At 68.4% G+C, this 16,538-nt stretch carries 15 protein-coding genes and 1 pseudogene; 5 read left to right on the top strand and 11 right to left on the bottom strand.

Going from position 1 to position 16,538, the window contains the following annotated elements:
• Window positions 1-58: 58 nt before the first annotated feature.
• Entirely contained in the window at window positions 59-418 is a 360-nt protein-coding gene (locus tag MKL20_RS19430) for a PilZ domain-containing protein (protein ID WP_244038055.1), read from the top strand.
• 144 nt (window positions 419-562) lie between these two features.
• Here the strand turns inward: MKL20_RS19430 and MKL20_RS19425 are convergent, their stop codons facing one another.
• On the bottom strand, window positions 563-1,000 hold the full coding sequence (locus MKL20_RS19425) for an HIT family protein (RefSeq protein ID WP_244038054.1): 438 nt from the start codon (window positions 998-1,000) through the stop codon (window positions 563-565).
• Between the two features lie 215 nt (window positions 1,001-1,215).
• On the opposite strand from MKL20_RS19425, the gene MKL20_RS19420 reads away from it, so the two are divergent.
• The gene (locus MKL20_RS19420) at window positions 1,216-2,175 is read left to right on the top strand and encodes a cation diffusion facilitator family transporter (RefSeq protein ID WP_244038053.1); all 960 of its coding nucleotides are present in this window, start codon (window positions 1,216-1,218) and stop codon (window positions 2,173-2,175) included.
• Window positions 2,176-2,973: 798 nt separating this feature from the next.
• On the opposite strand, the gene MKL20_RS19415 is transcribed toward MKL20_RS19420, so the two are convergent.
• The 6 genes from MKL20_RS19415 to MKL20_RS19390 form a co-directional block, all read right to left on the bottom strand.
• Window positions 2,974-3,828, bottom strand: coding sequence for an SDR family oxidoreductase (locus MKL20_RS19415; protein ID WP_244038070.1), 855 nt, complete (start codon window positions 3,826-3,828; stop codon window positions 2,974-2,976).
• A gap of 17 nt (window positions 3,829-3,845) precedes the next feature.
• Window positions 3,846-4,025: a DUF1328 domain-containing protein gene (locus MKL20_RS19410; protein ID WP_007566531.1), complete on the bottom strand. Its 180-nt coding sequence runs from the start codon at window positions 4,023-4,025 to the stop codon at window positions 3,846-3,848.
• Window positions 4,026-4,132: 107 nt separating this feature from the next.
• Entirely contained in the window at window positions 4,133-5,506 is a 1,374-nt protein-coding gene (locus MKL20_RS19405; protein ID WP_244038069.1) for a chloride channel protein, read from the bottom strand.
• Between the two features lie 87 nt (window positions 5,507-5,593).
• Entirely contained in the window at window positions 5,594-6,037 is a 444-nt protein-coding gene (locus MKL20_RS19400) for a type II toxin-antitoxin system HicB family antitoxin (protein WP_244038052.1), read from the bottom strand.
• A gap of 54 nt (window positions 6,038-6,091) precedes the next feature.
• Window positions 6,092-6,298: a hypothetical protein gene (locus MKL20_RS19395; RefSeq protein WP_244038051.1), complete on the bottom strand. Its 207-nt coding sequence runs from the start codon at window positions 6,296-6,298 to the stop codon at window positions 6,092-6,094.
• A gap of 138 nt (window positions 6,299-6,436) precedes the next feature.
• Window positions 6,437-7,825: a deoxyribodipyrimidine photo-lyase gene (locus MKL20_RS19390; protein ID WP_244038068.1), complete on the bottom strand. Its 1,389-nt coding sequence runs from the start codon at window positions 7,823-7,825 to the stop codon at window positions 6,437-6,439.
• A 528-nt stretch (window positions 7,826-8,353) separates the two neighbouring features.
• Between MKL20_RS19390 and MKL20_RS19385 the strand changes: the two genes are divergently transcribed.
• Together MKL20_RS19385 and MKL20_RS19380 are read left to right on the top strand one after the other, a co-directional pair.
• Complete coding sequence (locus MKL20_RS19385) at window positions 8,354-9,472, top strand: hypothetical protein (protein ID WP_244038050.1); 1,119 nt, start codon at window positions 8,354-8,356, stop codon at window positions 9,470-9,472.
• A 188-nt stretch (window positions 9,473-9,660) separates the two neighbouring features.
• Window positions 9,661-10,872 carry an acyltransferase family protein gene (locus tag MKL20_RS19380; RefSeq protein WP_244038049.1) on the top strand — a complete coding sequence of 404 codons (1,212 nt, stop codon included), beginning with the start codon at window positions 9,661-9,663 and terminating at the stop codon, window positions 10,870-10,872.
• A gap of 76 nt (window positions 10,873-10,948) precedes the next feature.
• Here the strand turns inward: MKL20_RS19380 and MKL20_RS19375 are convergent, their stop codons facing one another.
• Both MKL20_RS19375 and MKL20_RS19370 read right to left on the bottom strand, forming a co-directional pair.
• Window positions 10,949-12,361, bottom strand: a complete 1,413-nt coding sequence (locus tag MKL20_RS19375) for a phosphatase PAP2 family protein (RefSeq protein ID WP_244038048.1) — start codon at window positions 12,359-12,361, stop codon at window positions 10,949-10,951.
• Between the two features lie 171 nt (window positions 12,362-12,532).
• A complete protein-coding gene (locus MKL20_RS19370) occupies window positions 12,533-13,660 on the bottom strand; it encodes a TRAP transporter substrate-binding protein (RefSeq protein ID WP_244038047.1) in 1,128 nt (375 codons plus the stop codon).
• 142 nt (window positions 13,661-13,802) lie between these two features.
• Between MKL20_RS19370 and MKL20_RS19365 the strand changes: the two genes are divergently transcribed.
• The gene (locus MKL20_RS19365; protein WP_244038046.1) at window positions 13,803-14,372 is read left to right on the top strand and encodes a tyrosine phosphatase family protein; all 570 of its coding nucleotides are present in this window, start codon (window positions 13,803-13,805) and stop codon (window positions 14,370-14,372) included.
• Between the two features lie 392 nt (window positions 14,373-14,764).
• Here MKL20_RS19365 and MKL20_RS19360 read toward each other — a convergent pair whose 3' ends face one another.
• Window positions 14,765-15,901: a branched-chain amino acid ABC transporter substrate-binding protein gene (locus tag MKL20_RS19360; protein ID WP_244038045.1), complete on the bottom strand. Its 1,137-nt coding sequence runs from the start codon at window positions 15,899-15,901 to the stop codon at window positions 14,765-14,767.
• A 162-nt stretch (window positions 15,902-16,063) separates the two neighbouring features.
• Window positions 16,064-16,538 (bottom strand): annotated as a pseudogene (locus MKL20_RS19355) (sugar transporter); the annotation flags it as partial.

Genomic DNA, 16,538 nt, shown 5'->3' with positions numbered 1-16,538 from the left:
CCGCGATGACGGTCTAGTCGCCAGAAATCCTTAAGAGCTTCCCGGCAGACTGGTCCGCATGACGGATCATCGCAAAGAGACGCGCCAGAGGGTGTTCCTCAAGGGGCGCATCGTGTTCAACAACGGCTCGTCGAGCTTCGACTGCCTGGTCCGCGACCTGTCGGGCTCCGGCGCCCGGCTGATCCTGAGCGATGCCACGACGCTGCCGCAGGTGTTCGACCTGTACATCCCGCAGAGGGATCGGACCTTCCGGGCCAGCCTGTGCTGGCGCCGGGAGGACGGGATCGGCGTCGTGTTCGAGGAGCCGGTCCGCACGGCCCCGGCCGCAATCGACACCGAGACCGCCCTGCGGCAGCGGATCGGCGAGCTCGAGGCCGAGAACGCCGCCCTGCGCCGGCTCATCGCCAGCGCGGCCTGAATCGGGTTCCCAGAGGGCAGGCCCTTTGGCGGGGTTCAGGGTAAGACTCTGGATCTGGCCCTTGAGGCCTCGGGCGAAGCCCGACAGCAGCAGGGCTCTGCCCTGCACCCGCACAAGGTCACGGACCTTGTGAAACCGGGACTTTCAGAGCCCGGCCTCGAGCGCCGCCCGGATCCGCGCCGCGTGCTCGGCCAGCACCGCATTGTCGGCCATCCCGCCCTCGTGGCGCTTCAGCGGCACGCCCTCGAACCGGGGGATGATGTGGACGTGCAGGTGGAACACGGTCTGCCCGCCCGCTGGCTCGTTGAACTGGAAGATTGTCAGTCCCTCGGCCTGGAACGCCGCCTTCACGGCGCGCGCGACCGTCTGGACGCTCACGATCAGGGCCGACAGGGCGGCGGGGTCGGCATCGAGCAGGCCGCGGGAGGGCGCCTTCGGGATCACCAGGGTGTGGCCCTCGCCCTGGGGCATCACGTCCATGAAGGCCAGGGTGTCCGCATCCTCGTAGACGCGGTGGCACGGGATCTCGCCCCGCAGGATCTTGGCGAAGATGTTGTCGGGGTCGTACTGCGCGTTGGCCATGGTTCCTCCGAGCCTTCCGGACTGATCTCAGCTTGCACAGGGCCCTACTCCGCGTCCACACGGGAACCGACACCGCACGGCAACGCTTAGAGCATCGTCCCGAAAGGTGGTTGCCGGCTTTCGGAAAAGACGATGCAAATCAAAAAGCTAGCGCATCGTGCCGGTTCCTGTATCCGGCGCGATGCGCTAGATCGCGGCGAACACGGGAGGCCGGGATGGCGCACGAGAGCACGGGGGCGATCTACGCGGCGGCGGGGGCGAACCTCGCCATCGCGGCGGCGAAGTTCGTCGGCGGGGCGCTGACCGGCTCGACCGCGATGCTCGCCGAGGGCGTGCACTCGGTGGTCGATACGGCGAACCAAGTGCTGCTGCTGGTCGGGATGAAGCGGGCCAAGAAGCCGGCCGATACCCGTCACCCGTTCGGCTACGGGCGCGAGATCTACTTCTACGCCTTCGTGGTCGCGCTGATGATCTTTTTGGGCGGCGGCATCTTCGCCATCTACGAGGGCGTCGAGCGGGTCCGCCACCCCTCGCCGGACGCGGACGCCCATGTCTTCGGCTACACGCTTCCGGGCATCTGGGTGAACGTCGCGATCCTGGGCTTCGCCATCGTGGCCGAGGGCTTCTCCTGGTTCGTGGCGGTGCGTCAGTTCTGGGCCGAGAAGGGCCAGAACTCGGCGATGCGGGCGATCCGGCGCAGCAAGGATCCGACCCTGTTCACGATCCTGGCCGAGGACACCGCCGCGCTGATCGGCCTGCTGATCGCGTTGGTGGGCGTCGTCCTGGCCTATTGGCTCGACAAGCCGAGCCTCGACGGCTGGGCCTCGGTGGGGATCGGCTTCGTGCTGGTCGGCATGGCGATGTTCCTGATGATCGAGACCCACGGCCTGCTGATCGGCGAGGCCGCCGACCCCACCGTGGTGGCGGCGATCTCGGACCTCGTGCGCGCCGAGCCGGGCGTGCTCCATCTCAACGAGGTCCTGACCCAGCATCTCGGGCCCACCGACATCCTGGTGAATCTGAGCCTCGACATGGCCGACGACCTCAGCGCCGGCGAAGTCGAGAGCCTCGTGACCCGCCTCGACCGGGCGCTGAAGCAGCGCAACCCGGACGTGACGCGGGTGTTCATCGAGATCCAGACCCAGGCCGACCACGCGGTGCGGGCGGCGGCGTGAGGGGATGTTGATCGCGCAGCCGCATCGTCATTGCGAGCGTAGCGAAGCAACCCAGGGCAGCGCGCGATTTCAAGACGTAGCGCCTCACTGGGTTGCTTCGCTGCGCTCGCAATGACGGCGCGTTGCTGGGAAACCTCCCCATCTTTCGAGGCTCCCGCGTTGCCTTGTCTCTCGAGGGTTGCGGGCTCTGGAGGTTTTGGGGCCGCGGTCCATGCGGGAGCGCGTCAGCCCCACTCTGCCGGGCTCATAAATCGCGCGACGTGAGGCGGGGCATTCTCTCCTCCTCCTTACGGGGAGGAGACGGAGGTGGGGGTGGTTCAGAAGGCACCGTCAGGCTCGATCCTGCACTACCCCCACCCCTGACCCCTCCCGGCAAGCGGGAGGGGAAAAGTGCGACGTATCGAGTGCTTGCCGCCGGACACGATGTGTTTATCCGCTGGCGCATGCGGGAGAGAGAGGCCCCCACGCTTCGCCACGAGGATCAGGGTTCTCCGTGGCGACACCCGTCCTCTCGCCGAAGTCGACGGAAACAACCGATAGATAGACTTGGAGCTACTCAGGATTAGAGTGTCGGTGGGACGTCACCATCCGCACATGGAGCTTGTCGTATGGAGCAGCATGTCTCATCGACAGGGATCGGATCATGCGGAGCATCAGAGACACGTCCGTCGGGCGTCTCGCTGAGCGCGTAGCCGCCATCCGGGCGCGGGCCCTCGCGAAGGCACTGGGACAACCGCAGCCGCCACTGAGCCAGGAAGAACGCAACGCCCTGTGGGGTGCGTGACGCCGAAACCCTGCCTAGCCGCCCAACCCCACCTGCGCGAGGCTCAGCGCCCAGACCCGCTCCTGCACGGATTCATCGCGGCTCTCGGCCGACGAGGTCTTGGGCCGGGCATGCGAAAAATAACGGCCGGTGACGCCGTCGAGCTCGGGGGCGGTCGCCACGTGGAGCGAGGTCTCGGCGCCCTTGTCGGGCCGGGTCAGGAACGGGCGCATCAGCGACCAGGCAGTGCCGAACAGGCCGCCGGTGTTCTTGGCGAAGCCCGTGTTGATCACCCCCGGATGCAGGGCGTTGACCGAGATGCCGTCGGCCTGAACCCGCCGGGCGAGCGCGTAGGTGAACAGCACGTTGCCGAGCTTGGCCTGCGCATAGGCCCGCATGGCGCCGTAGCGCCGGGCGCCCTCGATATCGGCGAAGTCGATATGGCCCCGGACATGCGCCGCGGAGGCGACGTTGACGATGCGCGGCTTGCCGCCGGCCGCCGCCGAGGCCTTGAGGGTGTCGAGGAGTTCGAGCGTCAGCAGCACGTAGCCCAGATGGTCGAGGGCCCACGTCCGCTCGATGCCGTCGACCGTCAGCTCCCGCCGGTCGAAGATCGCCCCGGCATTGTTCACCAGCCCATCGAGGCGCGGATAGGCCTCGCGCAGGGACGCGGCGAGCCGGCGGATCTCGGCCTGGGCCGACAGGTCCGCGACATGCGGGTCCACCACGGCGCCCGGCACGGCGGCGCGGATCCGCTCGGCTGAGGCCCGCGTCTTCCCGGGATCGCGGCCGACGATGGCGACTCGCGCGCCCTTGCGCGCGAGCCCCAGGGCCGTCTCGTAGCCGATGCCGTTGGTCGCCCCGGTGACGAGGCAGACCTTGCCCTGCATCGCGTCCGCCATGCGGCTCAGAACACCGCCTGCCCGACCGCGAAGGCGATGACCACGATCACGATGGCGACCAGCAGGAACAGGCCGAACAGGATGCGCGCCAGCGAGCCCGCGCCCGAGGCGATGCCGGTGAAGCCGAGGCCGCCCGCGATCAGCGAGATCACGAAGCAGATGAGGGCCCATTTCAGCAAGGTCATCGCGTCACTCCGGATGCGCCCGCGGCACGGGCGAACAACAATCGATCCCTCAACCGGCCGCAAGCGAGACCGTTCCGCACGGGCGCGATGCCAACAGCCTTTTATTCTTACGCCGTCTTGGTCACCGGCTGGGCCGGAACGTCGGCCCGCGCCAGCATCATCTCGGCGAGCGTATGGTAGAGCCCGCCGCGGCAGACCGCCTTGGAGGCCGCGTCGGCGATCAGCGCCGCGATCATCAGCGGGATCATCATCGTGTGGTTCTGGGTCATCTCGGTGACGATGACGAAGCTGGTGATCGGCGCCTGGAGCACGCCGGTGAGGTAGGCCACCATCCCGATCAGCACGAGGGCGCCCACCGGCATGTCCGGCAGGAGAGCGTGGACCGTCCCGCCGATCCCGGCACCCACCGCCAGAGACGGCGCGAACAGGCCGCCCGGGATGCCGCTGATCGAGCTGAGCACCGTGGCGGCGAATTTCAGCGGCGCGTAGGTCCAGCCGGCCACGGTGTCGCCGTGCAGGATCGCCCGGGCCTCCTCGTAGCCGGTGCCATAGGCGGTGCCGTTCGAGGCGAGCCCGCACAGGGCAACGCACAGGCCGCAGGCCGCCGCGAACGCCACCGGCCGCGCCCCGATCAGCCGGCCGGCGGCCCCCGGCAGGCCTCGAGCGAACAGGATGATCAGGCGGCTGAACACCCCGCCCGCGAAGCCGCCCAAGGCGGCCAGCAGCGGCACGATCCAGCCCGCCGCCAGCGGCAGGTCCGCCTGGCTGGTGCCGAAATAGGTGTAGTTGCCCAAGAGCCAGAGGGAGGTGAGGCCCGCGGCCACGATCCCGGCGACGATCAGGCCGGACGAGCGCGCCTCATAGGCCCGGCCCAGCTCCTCGATCCCGAACACGATGCCGGCGAGCGGGGTGTTGAAGGCCGCCGCGACCCCGGCCGCGCCGCCCGCGAGCAGCAGGCCCGGCAGGCGGTCCGGCGTCAGGCGGCCAAAGGCGGCCATGATCGCGGCGCCGACCTGCACGGTCGGCCCTTCGCGCCCGGCCGAGGCGCCGCACAGCAACCCGAGGAACAGGACCAGGACCTTGCCGCAGGCAACCCGGGGGGAAATCAGCGAGAACCGGAAGCGCGCATCCCGGGCGTGCCGGGCGGCGATCACCTGCGGGATGCCGGACCCTTGCGAGTTCGGGAACACCGTCCGGGCGAGCAAGGCCGCGAGCGCGAAGCCCGCGGGCGTGAGCACCAGGGCGATCAGCGGCGAGGGCGCGATGAGCCACCGGAACCCGTCCTGCGCGAGGTCGGCGCCCTTGGCCATCAGCACCGCGGCCAATCCCACGCAGATGCCCCCCGCCAGGAACAGCAGCCGCCCCCGCCAGAGCGGATAGGCCTCCCGCGAGGCCGAGCGCAGACGCGTGATCGAGCGGCGGTAGCGGGAGCGTTTTGGGCCTGACGCGTCGGGCTCGATCGTCGTCGCTGCGTCCCGCATCTCGGTCATGGAAGGGCACTTCGTCCGCACAGCCGGAGCATGCGGTATAGCGCGGCTTGCGGGGAATGGGGCGCCCTCCCCGCACCGTTACGCCGGCACGGCGCCGACCGTCAGCCGATGCCCGAACACGTCCGCGGCGGCGGCCAGCCGGTCGAGGCCGGTCGGGTGATCGGGATCGAGGACGCGCCGGGCCTCCCGCTCATCGACATCGAGCAGCTTCGCCAAGGCGACCTTGGACAGGCCCGAGTTGCGCCACAGGACATAGATCGTCGCCTTGGCGGCGAGTGCCGGAGCGAGGGCGATCCGGTGCAGCCCCTCGGCCGCGGTGACGGCCGCCGGGGGCGGCTCCAGATCCATGCCGAAATGGATGCGCCCCCGCACCGCCGCGTTCAGGGCCTGCGCCATCTCGGCAAGCGCCTCGGCCTCGTCGGCGCCGAACGCGACGGCGTCGGGCATCGCCGCAGCATAGGCTCCGACCGAGCCGTCCTCCTCGCGCCGGAGCGCAACCGCGTAAGTCCAGTGAAAATCCATGGTCGGACCTCCATCCGTGCGAGGGGCCGAAGCGAGTCGGGGCGACACGCTTGCCTAGAAGGCATCGGGGTCGATCTCCAGTTGCTTCAGGATCCGCTTGACCCAGAGGGGCTTGAGCTCGCCACTCTGTACGGTGGTGGTCCTTTCGCCGACCTTGACCGTGTAGTGCGATCCCTTGCCCTTATCCTTCAGCAGGTCGAAGGCGAGACCGTTCTTCCTGGCGAAGCGCCGCAGATCCCGGATGAGATCCTCCCGCTTCATGCCCCATCTCCGTTTCGATGGGGACAGCATCGGACGTCCTTGTCCGAACATCAAGCCAAGACGGACATTCGTGTCCGATTTTTCGGGGCTACGTCCGCTAGATGTGCCTTGAGCAGGACCTAGCCAGACGCGGGCCCCTCACTCCTCCTCCGCGCACAGCCGCTCCACCGCCTTCACATAACCCTTCGCGTCGAACTTCTTCAGCGAGTTCTCGCTCTGGTAGCGGACCGTGCCGAAGATCGGGCGGCGCTGCCAGGGGCGGTCGTGGAGGCCGTACACCCAGGCGACGTTGGTGAAGGAGTTCGGGTCGCGGCCGTCCAGGAAATAGCGGTTGTTGAGCCGGAGCGTCCGGGCGAAGCCTTCCTTGGGCGAGGGCGACCATTCCAGGATCTTCTTGCCCCAGTACATCCGCAGTTGGTTGTGCATGTAGCCGGTCTCGCGCATCTCGCGCATCGCGGCGTTCCAATACGGCTCGTGGGTCTCGCCAGCCGCGAGCTGCTCTTCCGAGTACGTATGCGGGCGCGTGTCGTCGGCCTGCTCAGCCAGCGTCTTGCGCGCCCAGTCCGGCACCGCCTTGTCGTAATCGTCGTAGCCCTCCGTGTAGAACACGTGGTTCATGGCGAGCTCGCGCCGGACGATCAGCTCCTCCAGATAGGCGCCGCGGTCGTCGTCGTCGCCGGCCTTGGCCTCCCGGACCGCCAGGGCGATCTCCACCGGCGAGATCTGGCCGAAATGCAGGAACGGGCTCATATGCGAGGCGGCCGCCGCCTCCGGCCTGTTGCGGCCGTTGCCGTAGCCCTCGAACCCGCCCTTCAGGAACGCCTTCAGGCGCTTGCGGGCCTCGGTCTCGCCGCCGGTGAAGCGCTTCACCGGCCCGACCACCCGGTCGAGACTCATGCCGGCGAGCACCGCCTCCGGATCGGAGACGTCGATCTCGCCCTTGGGCGTCACATTCTTCGCAGCATGCTTGAGCTTGCGCGGCCTCAGATCGGCGATGAACGGGTCCCAGAGCCGGTTCAGCTTCGGCCGGAGGGTCCGGGCGGCGAATTCGTGCTTGTTCGAGGCCGTCTCCACGGGCACGACCACATCGCCCTCGACCTGGACGATCCGCGTCTTAACGGCCTTCGTGATCTCCCGGTACCAGCCCTTCTGGATCGCGAGGTAGCCCCGATCCAGCACCAGCAGCGCGGCCTCCTCGGCCAGATCGATGGCGATCTTCGCCGGCGCGCACTTGCGCATCACGAAGCCGACGCCGCGCTTCTCCAGCCCCGCCTTCGCATCCGCGAGACCCTGGAGCAGGAAGGCGTAGTGCCGGGCATTGGCCTCGGGGAAGCCGCTCTTGCCGTCGAGCAGGCCGAAGCAGGCGACCACCGGCAGGTCGAGGCGGTTCGCCTCCTCGATGGCGAATTCGAGGGCCGGGTTGAACTGGGCCCGGTTGGCCTGCTGCAGGAGATACAGGACATACCGTCCGTCTTTGCGCGGCTCGACATCGTTGAGAACCCGGATCCGCTCACCCTGGATCGCCATATCCGCACGCATTCCTTTCACATGGTCCGACAGAGACTTGGCCGGAGAGCTAGAGCGGGTATCGAATTCGTCCCTTCGGCGGCCCGTTATGAAATGACGCAGTGAAATTATCAGCCGGCAACGGACGCGGCGCGGCGAAATTCGGATTTCTCAAGGGTTTACGCTCGGATTTGCCGGCCGATCGGGCTCGAAACCTGTCCGCCGCCCCCTTGAAACGGCTGCGACATTTTGAACACAGCCGCTTTGCGATCCGTCCTGAGCCGGACAAAAGGACAGCCTTTCTGCCCGAACGGCCTTGTAATTTTCGGCGATGCGCGCAGATTGTGCAGCGCGGGATGGCGATGGCGTCGCGATCCCGCTGCCCTTCTTGGGCGTTTCCTCCCTAGACTTCGGGCCGCTCCTTCGGGAGTGGCCTTTTTTCTTTTTGGGCCTCCGTCTGTCACCCGAGCGCGGCCGACCGACTGGCCTCGGGCCGCAGGGGACGCCATGCTGGCGCCGAGCGCCGGGACAGGCGCCGGAGGACACGCCATGAGGATTCTTTCCGCAGCGCTGCCGGCGCTCGCTTGCCTGCTCGCCCTCGCGGGCCCCGCCACCGCCGCGGAGGCTCCCCGCTTCGAGGTCGACCCGTCCTGGCCGAAGCCGTTGCCGAACGACTGGATCCTGGGCCAGGCGTCCGGCGTCGCGGTCGACACGCAGGACCATGTCTGGGTGATCCAGCGGCCGCGCACGCTGACCGACGACGAGAAGGCCGCGAGCCTCGACCCGCCGCGCAGCAAGTGCTGCAAGCCGGCCCCGCCGGTGCTGGAATTCGCCCAGGACGGCACCCTCCTGCGCAGCTGGGGCGGCCCGGGCGAGGGCTACGACTGGCCGACCAACGAGCACGGCATTCAGATCGACGAAAAGGGCTTCGTCTGGATCGCCGGCAATGGCGATCAGGACGGCCAGCTCCTGAAATTCACCCCCGACGGCACGTTCGTGCTGCAGATCGGCAAGTCCGGCCCGCAGACCGACAGCCGCGACACCAGCCGCCTGGGCAAACCCGCCAACGTCGATTTCGACAGGGCGGCCAACGAGGTTTACGTGGCGGACGGCTACTACAACCACCGCATCATCGTGTTCGACCGGGACACCGGCGCGTTCAAGCGGATGTGGGGCGCCTACGGCAAGCCGCCCACCGACGACAAGCTCGGCCCCTACGACCCGGCCGCCGCCCCACGTCAGCAATTCGCCAACCCGGTCCATTGCGTGCGCATCGCCCAGGACGGGCTGGTCTATGTCTGCGACCGCACCAACAACCGCATCCAGGTGTTCCAGAAGGACGGCAGCTTCGTGAAGGAGTTTGTCGTCGAGAAAAACACCCGGGCCAACGGCTCGGTCTGGGAGCTGGCCCTGTGGCCGGACGCCGACGAGACCTACCTGCTCAACGCCGACGGCGCCAACAACGAGGTCCGCACCCTCGAGCGCGCCACCGGCGCGACGGTGGGCGCCTTCGGCCGGAACGGCCGCATGGCGGGGCAGTTCCACTGGGTCCACAACCTCGCGGTCGATTCCAAGGGCAACGTGTTCACCACGGAGGTCGACACCGGCAAGCGGGCGCAGAAGTTCCTGGCGGTGGGGAATTTCGTGCTGCGCAAGCGGGTGCCGTGAGGCGTGTGGGGCGGGTGCCGGTAAGGGGCCGCTCGCATAAGGGCGGCCTGCACCCTCCTCCGCATGCGTCTCCTCGTCATGGCATCATGAAGCAGATGAATGGCTGGGCTGCGCCTGTGCCTATATGGCAGGTCGCCGCTCGATTAATGACATATGAATTTTAATTTATAGCCTCTATTGAAGCGGTCATGACGATTCATCTGATCGCCGTGACCCTGGCCGCCGCCCTGGTGGCTTATGTATTGGCAACAGTAACTGCGGCGCTGATCGCACGGACACCGTTCCCGCTGCCGCCCAGCCAGCGACGCATCGGCTGTCTCGACGGCCTGCGCGGTTACGTTGCGCTCTCCGTGCTGATCCATCACTTCATTTTCTGGATGCAGGTGACCCGCTTCAACGGCACCTGGGAGGCGCCGGCCGTCAACCTGTTCAATCAACTCGGCGCCGGCGGGGTGGCGTTGTTCTTCATGACGACCGGCTTCGTGTTCTATCCGCGCGTCCTAGCCGGCTTCCGTGCTTGCTCGTGGCCCGCGATCTACACGACACGCCTGTTCCGCATCGTGCCGCTCGTTGCCGTATCGGTCGCCATCATCACGATCATCATCGCGATGCGCACCGGCGCCGGCCTCGACAGGGGCTTTCCGAACGCTGCCGCGCAGTGGATCACGACGTGGGATGAGCCGCCGCTCCTCCGCTATCCGGATAGCGGCCGCCTCAATGCGTATGTGCTCTGGTCGCTTTGGCACGAATGGTTGTTTTATCTCATCGTGCTTCCGGCCAGCGCCTTGGCGATGGATCTCATCCGCGGCACGCTTCCCAGCTGGGTATTGCCCGTCGGTCTCTTGTTGACGACGGTCGTCGCGCGCGTGCTGTATCTGCCAGGTTCAATGCTGCGGTATCTGCCGTTGTTCGCGTTCGGCATGATCGCCTATGAGTGTCAGAGTCGCGAATGGATCGCGCGCGCGCTGCGCACGCCGAGAGCGGCAAGCGTTGCTGCCCTGGCGCTGGGTGTCGGCATGATCGCCGCCCCGACCCCGTATACGTTTGTCATGCCCGTGTTCGGGTTCTTCTTCACCTGCGTCGCATGCGGCAACGATATGGGCGGGCTGCTGCGGACAAAAGGCGCGCTGATCCTCGGCGAATGCTCCTACGGCATCTACCTCTTGCACGGCATTCTTCTCAGTCTGCTGTTCGTCGATGCGAGCAAGGTGACCGGCTCGATCGCGACCGATTGGTTGCCGATCCTTCTGCCGCTCGCCGCAGTGGTGATCGTGCTCGTAACGCCTGTCACCTACCTGCTCATCGAACGCCCCGCCATCCGGGCCGGTCGTCACTTGAGCCAGCGTTGGACGCGCCGGCGTCTCAGAACCGATGCGCCCGAACTGCAGGTCGCGCCCTGAAGATGCGCTTCGCTTTCGCCGCGAGCGCTTTGCGCCGAGGCTCCAATGCACCTCACACTTCTTCTGGCCAACGCCCTCAGCGCGCCGCGCTCGCCCCAGCCCGGCTCGCCGCCAGCGCCGCCGCCTTGCCGGCTGCCGCGTAGAGGTTGATCCGGGAATACACCCCGAATTCCGAGCCGTCGTCGAGGAAGCCGCCGCTGGGGCCCTGAGTCTCGGTCAGGATGGCGTTGGCCTCGGAGAGCGTCAGCGCCGGGAAGGCCGCGGTCAGCAGGTGGCCGGCCTCCGGAGCGATCGTGCCGACATCCTCCCGGGCCTTGGCGGTGGCGTCATGCACCACCGGCAGCCCGTAGGTCTGGGTCGCCTCGTAGAAGGCAGTGTTGGCGGCTGCGTCCTTGAACCGGCCGGTATCCCGCGCCGCGCAGGCCGCCACCGAGTCGCCGCAGCCCGCCTTGAGCGCGTCGGTCATCGCCGCACGGGCCTCCGTCAGGAGGGCCCGGTAATCGGTCACGCCGACGCGCTTGTCGGCATCGGCCGCGTTCGCGTCGATCACGGCCGGGTTCTTCCGGATCTGGCCGACATAGGCGGGATCGTTGGCGAGCAGATGCGCCACCGCGTGGAGCGAGGTCGTGCGCCCGCCGATCACGTCCATGGCGTAATGCGCCCCGACGATGATCCGGTCGTTGCCGTATTCGGCGGCGCGGGCGATCATCTGCTGGTAGCGCTCCGGCACCAGCAGGGCGAGGATCAGCGACTCGGTGTAGCCGTAGGTCGTATGTCCGCTCGGATAGGATGGGCTGTCGACGAGATCCTGCTTCGGGCCGCGCAGCCAGTCGAGGGAGTGAGAGGCCTCACCGAAATAATCCGCGCCCCGGTAGGCCCGGAGCGCCGGCAGGGTCTGGAACGGGCGGGAATTGCCGAACCGGTCGGCCCCGGGGCTGCCCGCCGGCCGGCCATAGGCCTTGCCGAACACGTCGGTGACGGTGCCGTCCGTGAGCAGGGAGGCAGCCTCGGCCGAGACCGGATGCTTGCCGTTGGTGGTGCCGTTGGCGAAGAAGTACTTTCCGGAATTCGAATCCGACTTGGTGACGTTGTTGGTGTAGCCGATCAGGTCGGCCACCGTCGGCGCGACGCTGGTGAAGGTCTTGTAGTCGCTGTAGCGCGCCCGAGCCTGATAGGCAGTGGCGAGCGTCGTGCCGAGGCCGTCGGCGAGGCCGGTGGCGTTGCCGTCGGTGATGAAGCAGTCCCGCAGCGCGAGTTGCTGCTGCTCCGGGAAGGGCAGCAGGGTCGGCTGCTTCAGGGTGCCGGCCTGGATGTCGCCGGTCACCCGCAGGTTGGCGTCGAGCGCCGCCTTGCCCTCCGGGCTCCCCTGCAGCCGGGCGACCGGCGCCAGGCCGCGCAGGGCGGTGAGGTTGGCGGGCGATTGCGCCAGCGCCTGGAGCGGCAGCACCGTCCCGAGCAGCGCCAGGCCGAGTCTCAAGGTCCCGATCATGCCGTCTCCCTCCCTGGTCGATGCGCGCCCGGCTGGCAGCGCCAAAGGCCGGGTTCCCAAAGGGCTCGGCCCTTTGGCGGGGTATCGGGGCAGAGCCCCGATGACGGAAGGGCTCCGTCCTTCACCCGCAAAAGGTCGTCAACCTTTTGAAACCAGGAATTGTCGAGTCCGCTATCCCCGCGCCCGGGCCCGAATCATGAAATTGTCGTAAGTGTACTCCGCCACCTGGAACCAGAGATATTCCTCGTTCCGGAAGGTCCGCATCGCCTCGTAGACCCGGCGGAAATCCGCGTTCTTGGCGGCGATCTCGGCATAGACGTCGTTGGCGTTCTTGAGGGCGCCCTCCATCACGTCCTGCGGGAACGGCCGCAGCTGGGCGCCCCCGGCGACCAGCCGGCGCAGGGCCTGCGGGTTGCGCGCATCGTACTTGGCCTGCACCTCGGCCCCGACCTCGGCGGCGGCCGCGCGCAGGATCGCCTGATAGGTTTTGGGCAGCGCCTTCCACTTCTCGGCGTTGAACCAGAAGTGCAGCATGGCGCCGCCCTCCCAGAAGCCGGGATAATGGTAGACCGGCGCGACCTTCTGCAGCCCGAGACGCTCGTCGTCGTAGGGGCCGATCCACTCGGCGGCGTCGAGCTTCTTCGATTCCAGCGCCTGATAGATCTCGGGGCCGGGGGTGGCCTGCGGCTGGACACCGAATTTCGCTAGCACCTGGCCGCCCAGGCCGCCGATGCGGAACTTCAGGCCCTGGAGATCGGCCACGCTCTTGATCTCGCGCCGGAACCAGCCGCCCATCTGCGCGCCGGTATTGCCGCCCGGCAGGCAGACCAGCCCGGATTTGGCGAACACCTCGGAAAACAGGTCGGCGGCGCCCCCCGCCTGCCACCAGGCAGCGGCGCCCCGCGCGTTGAGGCCGAACGGGATCGCGGTGGCGAGCGCGAAGGTCGGGTCCTTGGCCTGGCCGAGGGTCGCCGGGCCGTGACCCATCTCGACGGTGCCGGCCGACACGGCGTCGAGCAGCGTCTCGGCCGGCACCGGCTCGCCGGGCCCGAGCACCTGGATCTGGAAGCGGTTGTCGGTGGCCTCGGCGACGATCCGGCTGAGCGCTTCGGGAGCGCCGAACAGGATGTCGAGGTTCTTGGCGTAGGCCGAGGACAGGCGCCAGCGCAGCTCGGGGGCGCCCTGCGCCAGGGCGGGTGCCGCCAGCGGCCCGGCGATCGCCGCGCCGAGGCCGGCGGTGAGGATCGTGCGGCGGCGCGGTCCACCGGCGGGAGATTGCGCGCTCTGGGGCTCGTCCAACGGCATCTCGTCTCAGCGTGTCCACATCCGGCCGGCGGAGGATCGGCGCGCAGGTAGCACGTCCGCTTGCGTTCTCGAAGCGCGCCCGCCGCGACCCCGGCGCGCCTCGAAACCGCACAGAACCCGTGATACGCGCCCGACCATGCGATCCGAGCCAGAACTGACCCTGCACACCGTCTGCGGCCTGGAGGAGCTGGCCGGCCACGGCACGCGCGGGGTCAGCCACGTCCTGTCCCTGCTCGATCCCGGCACGCCCGAGCCGGAGGCCTTCGCGGCCTACGGCGCCCATGCCCGCACGACCCTGCATTTCCACGACTGCCTCGGCCCCGGTGACGGCCTCGTGCCGCCGGAGCCCGAGCATGTCGCGGCGATCCTCGGCTTCGGCCGCGACCTCGACGGTGCCGGCCACCTCCTGGTCCATTGCCATTACGGCCTGTCGCGCTCCACGGCGGCGCTGCTGATGCTGTTCGCCCAGGCCGAGCCGGAGACGCCTGCCGACGCCCTGGTCGCCCGTCTCCACGCCCTGCGCGAGCCGGCCTGGCCCAACGCCCGGATGATCGGCTTCGCGGATGACAGGCTCGGCCGTGAGGGCCGGCTCAGCGAGGCGGTCCGCCACCTCCACGCGCTCCAGCTGCGGGTCCGGCCGCACCTCGCGGAGCTGCTACGCGGGCTGGGACGCGGTGCGGAGGTCGATGCTGCGGAGCGGGGGTAGAGGTTTTCGGATCGATACCGCGGAGATCCAAGTCTCCCCCTCATCCTGAGGTGCTGCGCAGCAGCCTCGAAGGAGCCCTCCAGGGATCGCGCAGCTGGCTGGAGGGCTCCTTCGAGGCCTCCGCTGCGCTCCGGCGCCTCAGGATGAGGTTGTGATTGGGAGAGGCCAAATTCAGCAGGTCCTTGGCCGCGGACCAGGCACAAAGCCTTCGCGCTCCAACCGCGATTGCCTATCGGCCGGCGGGATGGAATGGCTGTCGTATCAAGGCTGGCGACAATCGCCTCGGGGCCTGCGGCCTGATCCCTCGATGGCGATGGCGACCGAAATGGCGGACATGGCTCACGTCGTCTGCTGGTGCACCAGGAGGACGGCCGGAGCCTGAGACCCGGTGCTCACTTCCCCGCCGGCGTAAAGCTCCCGTCCTTCCAAACGTACAGAACATAGCCCTGCGCGGTGACGTCGCCCTTGGAATCGAACCCGACCGTGCCGAGCACGAGATCGAACCGCTCCGTGTGGAGCGCCTGGGCGATCGGCTTCGGCTCGGCCGAATGGGCGAAATTGCCGGCCGCGACCAAAGCCTGCAGGGCGGCGTAGCCGTAGATCGTCGAGCCGGTGGGATCGACGCCCTCGGCCTTGAACGCCTTCACGACGTTGGCGGCGGCGGGCTGGCGGCTCGGATCGAGGTAGAAGGTCATCAGCACGCCGTTGCTCGCCGGGCCGGCGATCTTGGCGAAGTCCGGCGTTGCGATCGCCGAGGTGCCGAACCATTGCGGGCGGTAGCCGCGATCGGCGGCGACCTTCACGAGGCGGCCCATCTCGGTGGCGTCGCCGCCGTAATACACCACCTCGATCCCCGCACCCTTGAGCCGGTCCACCAGGGCGGCGTCGTCGGCATCGCTCGGCGCGAACGACAGGGACAGGGCCTCGTTGATGCCGATCCGGTTGAGGTTGTCCTTGGTGGCGGCGGCCAGGGTCCGGGAGGCCGGGGTCTGGTCCTGGATCAGCCCGATCTTGCGGTCGCGGAACCGCTCGGCGAGCACCGCGGCCGACAGCCGGGCCTGGTCGTCGTCCCGCCCGCAGACCCGGAAGACGTTCGGCAGCCCCCGGTCGGTGAGCCGGGCCGAGACCGAGGCGGCGCTGATCATCACGACGCCGTTCTGGGCGTAGATGTCGGAGGCCGCGATCGAGGCGTTCGAGCAGACATGGCCGACGACGAGGCGCACGTCGGAGCGCACGAAGTGGTTGGCCACCGCGGTCGCCGTGTTGGAGTCGCAGGCATCGTCCTGCACGTCGAGGGTCACGGGCTGGCCGTCGAGCCCGCCCATGGCGTTGGCGTCCCGGGCCGCGGCCTCGACGCCGCGCAGCACCTGCTCGCCCACAGCGACGTAGGGCCCCGAGCGCGGCACCGCCACGCCGACCACGACATCGGCCGAAGCCGACCCGGCCGACAGGAGCGCGAGACACAGGCTCAAGGGGAACAGCGCGGGCCGGAACAGCCCGCGGGCAGAGACGACGCGTCCGATCTTCATCGGGCTCTTCTAGGCATCCTTGCGCGAGGCAGCCACCGGCGAGGGCGGTTTGCGGCTCCGTACGCGCACACCCGCTTCGCACCAAACCGTATGGAAAGCCCATACGCGAGGACGCGGCGGAACGCGATTGTTTTCCGCCGCCGCTGCGAAGTCGTCCCGTGCTTACTTTGCGTAGTAGTACGCGGTCGCCACCGAGGAGACCGGCCCGGTCACGGAGGTGAAGACCGACAGCACCTTCGACACTTCGGTGAACGGCGCGTTCGAGACGTAGACGAGATCGCGGTTGCGCATGCGGAACGCCTGGGTGGTGAACAGGCTGTTGGGGTCGCGCATGTTGATCCGGTAGACCACCGGCACCAGCGGCGTGCCGGTGAGCTTCGTGGCCGGGTTCAGGCGGCGCACCACGCTGGCCGGCTCGAACCGGAAGATGAAGGTCCCGGCCGGGTCGGCGGCGAAGTCGGACAGGCCGCGCGCCTTGGCCAGCGCCTGCGCCAGCGTGATGCCGTCGGCCTGGAACGGCAGCTCGGTCGCCTGGCCGAGCGCGCCCACCGCCAGGAAGGTCTGCGGATCGCGCACCAGGGTCAGCACGTCGTTGGGCCGCAGGTAGATGTTTTCCTTCGGGTTCGACACCACGGTC

This window comes from Methylobacterium sp. E-066 (assembly GCF_022829635.1).
Taxonomy (GTDB): Bacteria; Pseudomonadota; Alphaproteobacteria; order Rhizobiales; family Beijerinckiaceae; genus Methylobacterium.
This window is presented reverse-complemented; position numbering and strand designations above follow the sequence as displayed.